This window comes from Clostridium sp. N3C, from assembly GCF_900095445.1.
GTDB lineage: Bacteria > Bacillota > Clostridia > Clostridiales > Clostridiaceae > Clostridium_AU.
In genome coordinates, this window is sequence record NZ_FMJL01000012.1 from 1 (window position 1) to 12,721 (window position 12,721).

Consider the following 12,721-nt stretch of genomic DNA (forward strand, 5'->3'; position numbering starts at 1 on the left):
GCCAGGTTAGTATAAGGCCAGATAGCTCAGTCGGTAGAGCAGAGGACTGAAAATCCTCGTGTCCCTGGTTCGATTCCTGGTCTGGCCACCAAGAAAGCTTGAGTTATTAACTCAAGCTTTTTATTTTATAAGATCTTTAAGTAAAATTGACAGCTCATATAGGGAATGTTACAATTAAATGGATATATTAAAATAAAGGAGATTTTTTTTATGACAAATAATAAGGTTTTAGCGGTAGTTGAAGGTATTGAGATTACAGAAAACGATCTTAATGCAACTATATCAAGATTTCCTAAAGATAGACAGCAATTTTTGGCCACTGAAGAGGGTAAAAAACAATTACTTGATCAAATGATTATTTCTGTATTGATACATACTTACGCTGTAGAAAGTAAGTTAGACCAGAATACAGAATTTTTAGTTGAGCTTGAAAATACAAAAAGAGAGTTGTTAACTAGATATGCAGTAAGTAAGGTTATGGATCAGGCGAAGGTAACTGTAGAAGAAGCAGAAGCTTTTTATAAAGATAATATGAGTAGATTTTTACAAGAAGAAAGTATAAATGCTAGACATATATTGAATGGAGATTTGGAAAAAGCTAAAGAAGCATATGATAAAGTTAAGGAAGGTATGGATTTTGCAGAGGTAGCAAAAGAGTATTCAGTTTGTCCATCTAAAGCAAAGGGAGGAGAACTAGGATATTTCACTAAGGGTAGAATGGTTCCTGAGTTTGAGAAAGCAGCTTTTGGTCTAGAGGTAGGAGAAATTAGCGAACCAGTAAAAACAGAGTTTGGTTATCATATAATCCAAGTGATAGATAGAAAGCCTGCATACCTCAAAAGCTTTGAGGAGGTTAAGGATGAAATCTTAAATGGATTATTAAATGCAAAGCAGCAAATGGTGTACACAGATTTTGTTAGTACATTAAAGAATAAGTATACTGTGGAATATAAGTAATCTGATAGGTTCATCAATTAAAAGTATAAAAATGAAAATAAGCTTGTTTTTAGCAATAAAGCTAAGAACAAGCTTTAATTATATACTTACAGAAATCCTCTTATAAGATTTATAATTTTACTAAACTGCTTCCTTTAATTCAATAAAATCTGTAATAGTTTTATCTGCAGTTTTTAATATTTCATCCCATTGGTGACGGGCAGCCTGATCTAGTACACCTACTACTTTCATTCCAGCGGTTTTGGCTCCTAATATAGCAGGGAGTATGTCCTCAAATACTATGCATTCGGAAGGATTAACAGCCAATTTTTCAGCAGCAAGAAGATATACATCAGGAAAGTCCTTTCCCTTTGAAACTTCACTAGTTGTTGTTATGGCATCGAAAAGATCAGCTATGCCATTTTTATTTAGTACTATAGAAATTAAAGGCTCATAGTTGCTAGTAGCTAGTCCTATTTTTATACCGTTGTTTTTTAAGTAGGTTAAAAACTCTTTTGCCCCTTTTTTCAATTTTACATTGTTGCTGTATTCGCCAATAGCCATATTGTGCCAATCATCCTTTATTTTTTCTAAGGAATCTTCTAAATTAAATCGTTTTTTAAAGTATACTGCTGTTTCTTCAAAGCTTAGGTGTGCTATATCGTCTCTAAAACCTTTAGGCATTTGAAAGCCTTTTGCTTGAAGGTAGTCTACGTCAATTTTTTCCCATACCCACATAGAATCGATTAAAGTTCCATCTAAATCAAAAATTGTAGCTTTAATATTTGTTAGCATTGAATCACCTCATAACTATTATAACATAAAAAGCCCTAGAGGGCTTTTTATGTTATATATGATTATTAGCTTTCATATAGTTAAGTATGAGGAAGATTCGCATTTTTGAGCATGGATAAAAGCTAAAACTAAAAGGTTCTTTCTAATATCTTAGTCTTATTTCCTTCTATAATATCATCTATGGAGTTTATACCTATTCGTTTCAATACATCTATCATACGTTCACTATCTACAGAAACTTTAATTTCAGAGTTGTCGCAAAGTTCATTTAATCTATCTCTTCCTACTTCCATAGGTATTATACGTTTAGGACCACCTACACAGCCTCCAACGCAGCCCATACCCTCTATAAAGTTAGCATCAATTTCTCCATTTTGGAGTTTTGCTAACAACTCTTTGCAGTTGACAACTCCATGAGCTTGAACAGTACGTACCTTTTCACGTTTGTTTGGGAAAAGTCTTTCTACAGCTTCACTAACAGCAGTAGATACACCGGCTGTTCTTCCATATAATCGACCACCGCGAGAGGCATATTCTTTTGTAGGTGTTTCTGGTAACTCTGCGGGGTTTATTCCTAAGGCTTCAAAAATAACCTTTAACTCTTCGAAGGTTAAGACATAGTCGATATCTCCAAGGAGATCCTTTTCCTTAGCTTCAGCTTTTTTAGCAATACAAGGGCCTATAAATACTACCTTTGCTTCAGGATTAAGCTTTTTTAACACTCTTCCGGCAGCTATCATTGGAGATACGGAAGGAGAAACATGCTTAACCATATTGTTGTATACTTTACGAATCATAGCCACCCACATTGGACAACAGCAGGAAGTTATGAGGAAGTCTTTTTTATCATTTACATGATGATTAAATTCAACCGCTTCCTTAAGGGTTAACATGTCTGCGAAGAAAGCTACTTCAAACATATCTGTAAAGCCTATTCTCTTGAAAGCAGTTCTTAATTGGTTTAAGGTTACATTTTCACCAAACTGTCCATATATAGCAGGAGCTACTGCTGCTAGTACCGGAACTTTTTCTTTTAGTAAGTGAGCGAATGGAATAAATTCAGCCCTATCCATGATATGACCATTTTCACAGGCCTCAACACAAGTACCACAATCCTGACACTTTTCTACATCCAAATAGGTTTTGCCTGTTTCAGGATTAGTTAAAATAGCGTCAAATGGACAAGTGCGTTGACAATTTGTCTTACCATCCTCGCCTTTGCAGTTACAATCGCAGTCTGATACCCTATCCACTACCTTATGTTCAAGTTGATAGGCTGAAATAGCCTTTTTTAAGTTTTCTATGTAATTTTCATCATAATCCAAGTCTACTCCGCAAAGCATAGATATAGTTTTGCAAAGCTGAGATTTGTTAATGTCTTCTTCCTCCATTATTTTTTTTATACTTTCTTCAAAGTTATCATCATAATATGCCTTAACTATTTTTTTAAACAATTCCTTATGTTTGTCATGCAATTTAATCACTCCTAATATAAGTAATAATTTAACTATATCATATTTTAAGTATATCCAAAATTATAATTTTAAATTATGGTAGCAAAAAATATTTGTATGAATAATCTCAATACTTTTATGGAAAGATAAATTAAAATACTAATACTGAAGAGTGGTGATAGCTTTGTGTTGTTTTTTATTCTTAGTATTATTTGTGACTATTTTTACAATAGCCTTATGCAAGGCTGCAGGAAGAGCAGATCAATTAGAGGAAGGAATCAAGTGCGAGGAAGAAAGATAGTAATTGGTGGTATAACTATAAAAAGTGGCGACGGACTAGGTTGCCACTATTATTTTTTTATTTACTATTCATTTATAAAACTTTTGTATATTGCATAAATAATATTGATAGTATTTTTTTGCTGTGATAAAATATTATCATTAAATTGATAAAACGGGGCGTAGCGCAGGGGTAGCGCGCGTGCTTCGGGAGCATGAGGTCGCAAGTTCGAATCTTGTCGCCCCGACCAAGAAAATTAATAATAAAAATAAAAAAGTTCAGATTTAGATCTGAACTTTTTTATTTTTAAGAGTTACTTTTCTTATCTTCTGTTCCCTTTGTCGGTACTGTTGAGGCTACAAAGCCTACTAAAACAGATACTAGGGCTGGTGCTATGATATTTATGTAAGCCATATTTCTTGTTCTGCGTAAAATGTAGGTGGTTCCTCCTGTTATTATTAGTGAAGCTAGAAATATATAGATTATAAACTTTGCAAAGGAGCTCATTATTTTTTCATATATTCGATGTCGTGTTGGACCGCTTATAATAGCTTTAAAAATAAAAAAGAAAATAAATATAAGAATTGCGTTTGCGCCAGCAGATATTAAGAAGTTAGTCATGATAAATCTCCTTCCTTGCTTAAGCTTTTTAAAATCTTAATTCTTCCTATGGCGGGAGGTTATGATACTATTAACATCATAGTAGGGCATCTTTATATTGATATTCTTTGTAATTATTAGTATTCTTATGCAATGTCTTGTTAATTATATTAGGTATGAAAAAAGCTTCAGCAAAGCTGAAGCTTATAAATTTTATCTTTTAAGCAATAATGATGTAAACATTTACCATTAATAGTTAATAAAAATTATTTTGCTAACTTATAAATATTAATTATATCCTCTCTGTTAAGCTTGACAAAGTTACCTACAGTATGTTGTCCAAAGTTAGTACACTTGTCCGCCATTTCTTCGAATTTATCATCATTGATGCCTACTTCTGTTAGACTTACTGGTAGACCGATGCTTTTGAAAAATTCTATCATTCGGTTTATTCCCTCTAAAGCAATTTCTTCAGGTGAGGAGAAGTGAATATCCACATCCCAAACTCGAGTGGAGAACTGAAGAAAACGATTTAAATCATGGGTATATACATACTTCATCCAAGCAGGGAATATGATTGCTAATCCTGCACCGTGAGCAATATCATATAAAGCACTAAGTTCGTGTTCAATATCATGAGAAGCCCAATCACCAATGCGACCAGTATTTAATAAATTATTATGGGCAATAGTAGCAGACCACATAATTTCAGCCCTGTAGTTGTAATCTTCAGGAGCTTCTATTGCTTTTGGTACATTGTTTATAATAGTTTTTAAGGTTGCTTCACATAGCCTGTCCGTAAGTTCTACATTTTCTGTGTTTGTAAAGTATCTTTCCATAATATGAGCCATCATATCTGCGGCGCCACAGGCGGTTTGATAAGCTGGTAAGCTATAGGTTAGCTCTGGGTTTAAAATAGAGAATACTGGTAAAATATAATTACTGGTTAGACCTTTTTTATACCAGCCTTCTTCATTAGTGATAACAGAGCTATTGCTGGCTTCGCTACCGGCAGCAGGTATTGTCAATATAGTACCTACCGGAAGAGCTGCTTTAACTTTAGCTTTACCCATATAAAAGTCCCATACGTCTCCTTCATAAGGAACACCTACAGCAATGGCTTTAGCTGTGTCTATAACACTTCCACCACCTATTGCAAGAATAAAATTAATATCTTCTTCTCTGCAGAGTTTTATCCCTTGCCTAACAAGGCTTAATCTAGGATTAGGCTTTACTCCAGATAATTCAATGTATTCTATCTTGTTTTCCTTCAATGAGTTTATTACTCTATCATATAATCCTGTTTTTTTAATGCTACCGCCACCATAGCAAAGTAATACTTTATTACTATATTTTTTTACTTCGTTACCAACCTTATTTTCGGTAGATTTACCAAATATAATTTTAGTAGGATTATGAAATATAAAATTGTCCATTCCATCACTCCCTATAATTCCTCTTATATTAATTATACCTGCTTTTCAATAAATATGGAATCTATCTTTATAAGAATGTCTATTTATTTATCAAGAACCTGTGCTAGAATTAAGGTATGTTTTGAGCATTCATAGAAAAAAGAGGTGGAACTTTGGATCAAAGTATAAATAATGAAAAAAAATTAAGTCTTATTGTAATTACATGGCCTATTTTTATAGAAACCTTGTTAAGAATGGTTCTTGGTAATGTAGATACTTTTATGCTGAGTCATTACTCTGATAATGCTGTTGGAGCCGTTGGGATAGCAAATCAGGTAAATGGTATGATTATGTTAATATATACCGTAAGTTCTATAGGTACATTAATAACTATATCTCAGTATTTAGGTGCTAATCAAAGAAAAAAGGCTATTGAGGCTGCAGGTACAGCTCTGCTAATTAATTTAGTCTTTGGATTGCTACTAAGCTGTGGAATAGTTATTTTTGCTGAACCACTACTTAGACTTATAGATACACCAGCAGAATTAATGGATTATGCAGCTACATATTTAAGAATTGTAGGTAGTGTATCCTTTATGCAGGCCTTGCTTACAACTGCAGCAGCAATAGTAAGAAGCTTTGGTAAAACAAAGATTGGCATGTATGTGACTATGGGAATGAACATTTTAAATGTACTAGGAAACAGCCTATTCCTATATGGTTTCTTTGGCATTCCAGTATTAGGGGTTACAGGAGTAGCCATATCTACAGCTGTAAGTCAGTCTATAGGATTTTTATTCGTATTCTTTGTAATAATGAAAAGAATAGATATAAAGATTTCTTTTAAGGATATATTCCCCTTTAGAAAAGATTTGTCAAAGCAGATAATTTCTATAGGAGTACCTTCTGCTGGTGAGTCTGCAGCCTATCAGGTTTCACAATTAGTTATAACGGCTATGATAAATAACATGGGAGCCTTAGCGGTGTCTACTAAAATTTATACTATGAATATTTTATGGTTTGTAATGTTATTTGGAATATCTTTAGGACAAGGAACACAAATAATTGTAGGGTATCATGTAGGAGCTGGTGAAAATGATAAGGCCTATAATTCCTGTATAAGGAGCTTGAGATTGAGTCTTGTAATAGCGCTTATTGTGTCAACGATAATTGCAGTCTTTGGCGAGAGTTTAGTATCTATTTTAACAGATAATAATGATATCATCCATATGTCCAGTAAATTACTATGGTATTCTATTTTGTTGGAAGTGGGAAGAGTATTTAATTTGGTAGTTGTAAATGCTTTAAAGGCATCAGGAGATGCTACTTTTCCAGCAGTGATAGGAATTATATCTCCTTGGTTTACATCGGTGCTTTTATGCTATCTATTAGGAATACAGATGAATTGGGGATTAGTAGGGGTATGGATAGGGCTTATGTCCGATGAATGGCTGAGGGGTGTCATAGCCTTATTTAGATGGAAGACTAGAGTATGGGAAACTAAGAGATTAGTTACGGATCAGAAAGCATTAGTTTAGAAAGTGAGGATGATGGATTTTTTATCATCTGCCTAAGAAAAAAAGCTTTAAGTTTTATTAATACACAGTATAAGATAACACTGTCTGCTTTTTTATTGTGCAGTGGCTTATGAAAAATAAAAAACGGGGATTGCTCCCCGTTATAATTTTTTGAAAACTAAATTATATACTACATCAAATTTTTTAAGCTCCTTCATTCAAGAACTTATACTGAGACATATATAGGTTGTAGTAACTTCCCTTTAATTTCATTAACTGTTCATGAGTTCCGGATTCAATTATCCTTCCATCGTTCACAACCATGATTCTATTACAATCTCTTATAGTAGATAATCTGTGAGCTATAACAAAGGATGTTCTACCCATAAGTAGTTTTTGAATTCCTTTTTGAACTAGTCTTTCTGTAGCAGTGTCTATGTTAGAAGTTGCTTCATCAAGAATCAATATTCTAGGGTTAGCAAGTAAAGCTCTAGCGAAGGAAATCAATTGCCTTTGTCCCACAGATAATCGGGAACCTCTCTCATTAACATCGGTGTTATAGCCCTTTGGAAGTTTCATGATAAAGTCATGGGCATTTACTGCCTTGGCAGCAGCTATTACTTCCTCATCAGTAGCATCCAGTCTGCCGTAGCGGATGTTTTCCATAATAGTGGTTGAAAACAAGAAGGTATCTTGAAGCATTATTCCCATTTGACTTCTTAAGGATTCTAATTCAACATCCTTAACGTTAATGCCATCGATTAATACTTCACCGGATGTAGCATCGTAAAATCTGCTTATTAGGTTTACAATGGTGGTCTTTCCAGCACCAGTGGCACCTACAAGGGCTACTGTCTCTCCAGCAGGGATCTGAAAGCTTACATTGTCAAGTACAGTAACATTATCTTCATAACAGAAGCTTACATTTTTAAATTCAACTTTACCTTTGATTTTAGGCATTTTAGCTGCTTCCTCAATATCTTTGATATCAGGCTGAATGTCCATAATATCAAAAATTCTATCGGCAGCAGCAAAATTAGTTATTAATGTGTTGTAGAAGCTACTAATATTTAAAATTGGTCTCCAGAACATTCCGATGTATGAGGAAAAGGCAATTACGGTACCAACAGTAACACCCATTCCTATTAATTTTACGCTGTACCAATAAACTATTACTGTACCAATACCCCATGATATTTCAACTAAGGGCCAAAAAAGGTCGTTTAGCTTTACAGCATGTATGAAGGAATCCATCATTTCTTTAACTAACACAGCAAAGGTTTTTGAGGAATCCTCCTCTGTAGCATAACCTTGAACTATTTTTATGCCTGAAAATTGCTCATGGGTATAAGCATTCATATTGGAGCGTTTCATTCTGAATTGCTGCCATCTCTTTCTGCTTATGGTCTCAATAAGAAACATGGATACAGCTAAGAATGGCAGGATTGCCATAGCTAAAAGGGATAGCTTGTAATTCATGCTGAACATTACTATGGCTACACAGATCAAGCCTAAAAGCTCTGGGATAAAGTTAGTTATACTATTGTTAAAGAGTTCCTGCAGAGCATTTACATCACCAATTACTCTAGCTAAAATCTTACCTACAGGCCTGTTGTCAAAGAAAGAAAAGGATAGCTTTTGAATATGGCTATAAAGCTCATGGCGGATGTTTACCATTATATTATTAGTAACAGAGGCCATGGTTTTAATTCTTTTCCTTGAGGCCAAAAAGGCCAGATAGTTTAGGATTAACATGGCTAATCCTATAAGAAGAAGTCCACGTAAATCATTATTTGAAATATATTTGTCAATGGCTATTTTTAAGAGATAAGGGTTTAAAATTCCTACTAACATAACGAAGATTAATAGGAAAAGTACAAAGAACACTTTAAGCTTGTAAGGACCTAAGTATTTAAGTAGTCGTTTTGTTATCTCTATTTTAGAGTGTTTTTGAATATCTTCATCTTGTCTTACTGAATTTCTAGCCATTATACCACCTCACTTTCTACATCTTCAAAGTCCTTAAATTGGTCGCAGTATATATCATAATATCTTCCTTTAAGGGCTAGTAATTCATTGTGTGTACCTTTTTCAACGATTTGTCCATTTTCAAGGTATACTATCAAGTCTGCATTTTTAACCGCAGATATTCTGTGAGCAATAATAAAAGTAGTAGCTTTTTTGTTAAGGGAATTTAAGTTCTTAAGAAGTTCGTACTCAGTTTCCATGTCTAGAGCAGAGGTAGCATCATCTAAAATCATTATGCTGCCCTTTCTCACTAAGGCTCTAGTTATAGCAAGTCTTTGCTTTTGACCTCCTGACAGGCCTATACCTCTTTCGCCTATGATGGTATCAAAACCCTCTTCTAAGTCCTGTATAAACTCCATTGCACAAGCCATTTCACAGGCTTGGGCTATTTCTTCCATGGAGGCATTTTTATTTCCTATTCGTATATTTTCTAAAATGCTGTCTGAGAATAGAAAGGTGTCCTGAGGTACTACGGACATATTCTTTCTTAAAGTTTTAAGATCTAGATTTTTTACATTTACCCCATCGATGATGATAGAACCTTCAGAGGGATCATAGTATCGTCCGATAAGATTTATAATAGAAGACTTTCCTGAGCCAGTAGTTCCCATTATGGCTACAGTGCTACCAGGTTTTATGTCTAAGTTAATGTTGTTCAACACTTCCTGATCATTATATTTAAAGGTTACATTATCAAAAACTATGTGACCTTTAATTTCAGAAGGAACTACAGGATTTTCTATGTTCTTTATATCTGAATCTGTATCTAATATGGTAAAGATCTTTTTTGCTGATGCACTGTTTTGTGCCAACATATTGGTGAGCCAGCCTAGATTTTTCATAGGCCATACAAGCATAGAAATGTATCCTTGGAAGGCCACTAAAGTGGCAACGTCTAAACCTGTTGGGTCTTTACGAATGATTAGTATTCCTCCTATTATAATCATAACCACTTGAGCTAGGTTTGTTAGAAACTCAGTTTGAGGAAGATACTTAGCAACGATACCGGATTGTTCCATGTTGAGCTCATAGTTTTCTTTATTCATTCTTAAAAATTTAAAAATTTCATGTTTTTCTCTAGCAAAAGCTTTAACTAGTCTAACACCAGCTATGTTTTCTTGGGCAGTGGTGTTTAATATTGCAGCTTGATCGCTAATCTTATCGTAGGTTGTTCCAACTTTCTTTTCAAATACTATTGCTATATAAGCTATAGGAAGCATCAATACTAGACAGGCTAGAGCTAACTTCCAATTTAAATAGAATAGCAGTGAGGTAGCTAATATAAAGTAAATTATATTTTCTACGAATAGTCTTAAACCAAAGGAAATAGTTTTCCATATATTCTCTACATCCTCATTAATTCTTGACATCAATTCTCCTGTGTTCATGTTGTCGAAGTAACTGAAGGGCAAAGTTAGAATATGATCAAAGAGATCCTGTTTTATGTCTTTATTTACTTCTGCAGAAAGCACATCAAATAGATATTCTTTAACATATCCTAAGATGGTTCTTAATACTGACACCATTAGAAGTCCTAACAGGGCACCTAACAGTAGATTGGTTTTTCCTTGCTGTATTACATCGCCAACGATGATTTTTGCAAGGTATGGATTGAACATATCAGCAATTATGCCCATAAGCATGGCGATACTTGGTATAATGAGCAATGCTTTATGTTTTAGTACGTAGTTAAAAATTCGTTTCATTGATAATTCTCCCCCTTTAGTTAAAGTTTGTAGAGCTTAAATAATGTGTATCTATATGAGCATATTTAATAAAAAAGGCCATGGTAATCCATGGCCTTTAATACTCAGACTAAAAACTGAAAATTAAAAAGGCCATAGGCATTAGCCCATGACCATAATTTAGTCAATGATAGTATATTTCTAATTAAAGCACAACCTTTTATATCAAGGCTTGCTCTCTAGAGATAGGGCTAATGTCATCTTTGTATATGTAGAGTTATTAAAGTTCATTCTATTTACATTTTTATGATTTACTGCGTAATTTACTACGTACATTATTCCTACCTCCTTTAAATAATTTATAGTGCTTTTTTAAGCATACTACTACCTTTTTACTAAGTCAATAGTTTTTTTTGCTTTTTTTAGAAAGTTTCCTTTTTATCTCATATTAAATAGACAAGTATATAGGGATTTAAGGAGCTTTTTATTATAATTACTCTCTCAAGAAAGCTTCTCCAACTTTTACTATATCTCCAGCACCTATTGTTAGCACTAGATCTCCATCCTTTGTATTTTTCTTTAAGTAATTCTTTATATCTTCAAAGCTATGCAAATTAGTGCATTTTAAGCCTTTGGATCTTATTTTATCTCCTAAAGTATTGGAGCTTATTATACCTGTATCTTTTTCACGGGCAGCATATATGTCTGCAAGAATGATTTCATCAGCATCATAAAAGCTTTCAGAAAATTCATCTAACAGAGATATGGTTCTTGTATAGGTATGGGGTTGGAATACACAAAAAATTCTTTTATGTGGGATATTTTTTGCTGTGCTCAATGTAGCTTTAATTTCTGTAGGATGATGCGCATAGTCATCAATTACTGTAATACCATTTTTAATGCCTTTTATTTCAAATCTTTTGTGGGCCCCTTTGAAAGAGCTTAGTCCCTTTAAAATATGTTCATGTTCAACCTTTAGAGTTAAAGAGGCAGCGATGCAGGACAAAGCGTTTAAAACATTATGTTTTCCAGGCACGCTAAGAGTTGCTCTAAAGAGGAAAGTATCCTTATAAGTAACATCAAAGGAAGCACAAGCTCTATTATCAAATTCTATATTATGAGCTTGTAAGGTTCCCTTATTAAAACCATAGGATATTATATTGCAGGTATTGGTTTTATTCATTATATCATAAACATGTTCATCTTCTGCATTACCTATGAGGTAACCATCCCTTGGTATTAAAGATACAAACTTTTGAAAGGTCTCTTTTATGTGATTAATATCTTTATAGTAGTCTAAGTGATCTGCCTCTATGTTTAAAATTATACCTATATAAGGATAGAATTTTAAAAAGGAAGCTTTATACTCGCAAGCTTCAGCTATGAAGTATTCACTGTCACCAGTACGAACGTTTCCACCGATTAAGTTTAATTCTCCACCTACTAATATGGTAGGATCCACATCTGCGTCAAGCAAAATATGAGAGATCATAGAAGTAGTAGTGGTCTTACCGTGGGTACCGGATACCGTTACGTTGTATTTATGACCCTTCATAATAAGTCCTAAAAATTCTGCTCTATCCATCATAGTAAGTTTTAGTTCTTTGGCTTTTATGAACTCTGGATTATCTGGGGAAATTGCAGCGGTATATACTACGATGTCTGCGGAAAGAACATTTTCTGCATTATGACCAATATAAATGGTAGCACCCTTTTCTTTTAATCTTTCTGTTATATTAGAACTTTTCATATCTGAACCGGACACTTTATAACCGTGTTTAAGTAAAATTTCTGCTAAGCCGCTCATGCTTATGCCGCCAATTCCAATGAAATGGACTTTTTTATTGTAGTCTTTATTTAAATCGAAAGTCAAAATATCACTCCTTAGAATAATTATGTACCTTTAAAAATAGATTCTTTATTAATTATATACATTTTTATTAAAAAAAACACTAGATAACTGTATTCTTTTGTAATTATAAAAGCTAAGTTGAATCAAAAAAACAGATAA

At 33.6% G+C, this 12,721-nt stretch carries 9 protein-coding genes and 2 tRNA genes; 4 read left to right on the forward strand and 7 right to left on the reverse strand.

The annotated features are described in order from the left end of the window. Positions 1-15 precede the first annotated feature (15 nt). Positions 16-91 (forward strand) — tRNA-Phe (locus N3C_RS05475). Between the two features lie 119 nt (positions 92-210). After that, the gene (locus tag N3C_RS05480) at positions 211-957 is read left to right on the forward strand and encodes a peptidylprolyl isomerase (RefSeq protein WP_074365061.1); all 747 of its coding nucleotides are present in this window, start codon (positions 211-213) and stop codon (positions 955-957) included. Positions 958-1,077: 120 nt separating this feature from the next. Here N3C_RS05480 and N3C_RS05485 read toward each other — a convergent pair whose 3' ends face one another. Together N3C_RS05485 and N3C_RS05490 are read right to left on the reverse strand one after the other, a co-directional pair. Next, positions 1,078-1,731 carry an HAD family hydrolase gene (locus N3C_RS05485; RefSeq protein WP_074365062.1) on the reverse strand — a complete coding sequence of 218 codons (654 nt, stop codon included), beginning with the start codon at positions 1,729-1,731 and terminating at the stop codon, positions 1,078-1,080. A 128-nt stretch (positions 1,732-1,859) separates the two neighbouring features. Beyond that, positions 1,860-3,206: a [Fe-Fe] hydrogenase large subunit C-terminal domain-containing protein gene (locus N3C_RS05490; RefSeq protein ID WP_074365063.1), complete on the reverse strand. Its 1,347-nt coding sequence runs from the start codon at positions 3,204-3,206 to the stop codon at positions 1,860-1,862. A 434-nt stretch (positions 3,207-3,640) separates the two neighbouring features. Between N3C_RS05490 and N3C_RS05495 the strand changes: the two genes are divergently transcribed. After that, positions 3,641-3,715, forward strand: a tRNA-Pro gene (locus tag N3C_RS05495). Positions 3,716-3,771: 56 nt separating this feature from the next. On the opposite strand, the gene N3C_RS05500 is transcribed toward N3C_RS05495, so the two are convergent. Both N3C_RS05500 and N3C_RS05505 read right to left on the reverse strand, forming a co-directional pair. Next, positions 3,772-4,086 (reverse strand): hypothetical protein, encoded by a 315-nt coding sequence (locus N3C_RS05500; RefSeq protein WP_074365064.1) that lies wholly within the window; start codon positions 4,084-4,086, stop codon positions 3,772-3,774. 245 nt (positions 4,087-4,331) lie between these two features. Beyond that, positions 4,332-5,501, reverse strand: a complete 1,170-nt coding sequence (locus N3C_RS05505) for an iron-containing alcohol dehydrogenase (RefSeq protein ID WP_074365065.1) — start codon at positions 5,499-5,501, stop codon at positions 4,332-4,334. A 152-nt stretch (positions 5,502-5,653) separates the two neighbouring features. Here N3C_RS05505 and N3C_RS05510 point away from each other — a divergent pair, with 152 nt between their 5' ends. Further along, positions 5,654-7,018: an MATE family efflux transporter gene (locus tag N3C_RS05510; RefSeq protein ID WP_074365066.1), complete on the forward strand. Its 1,365-nt coding sequence runs from the start codon at positions 5,654-5,656 to the stop codon at positions 7,016-7,018. 183 nt (positions 7,019-7,201) lie between these two features. Here the strand turns inward: N3C_RS05510 and N3C_RS05515 are convergent, their stop codons facing one another. From N3C_RS05515 to murC, 3 genes are all read right to left on the reverse strand, one after another. After that, positions 7,202-8,986: an ABC transporter ATP-binding protein gene (locus N3C_RS05515; protein WP_074365067.1), complete on the reverse strand. Its 1,785-nt coding sequence runs from the start codon at positions 8,984-8,986 to the stop codon at positions 7,202-7,204. Further along, positions 8,986-10,731, reverse strand: a complete 1,746-nt coding sequence (locus N3C_RS05520) for an ABC transporter ATP-binding protein (protein WP_074365068.1) — start codon at positions 10,729-10,731, stop codon at positions 8,986-8,988. Before N3C_RS05520 ends, N3C_RS05515 begins: the two co-directional genes overlap by 1 nt. A 472-nt stretch (positions 10,732-11,203) precedes the next feature. Continuing rightward, a complete protein-coding gene (gene murC / locus N3C_RS05525) occupies positions 11,204-12,583 on the reverse strand; it encodes a UDP-N-acetylmuramate--L-alanine ligase (protein ID WP_074365069.1) in 1,380 nt (459 codons plus the stop codon). Positions 12,584-12,721: the final 138 nt, after the last annotated feature.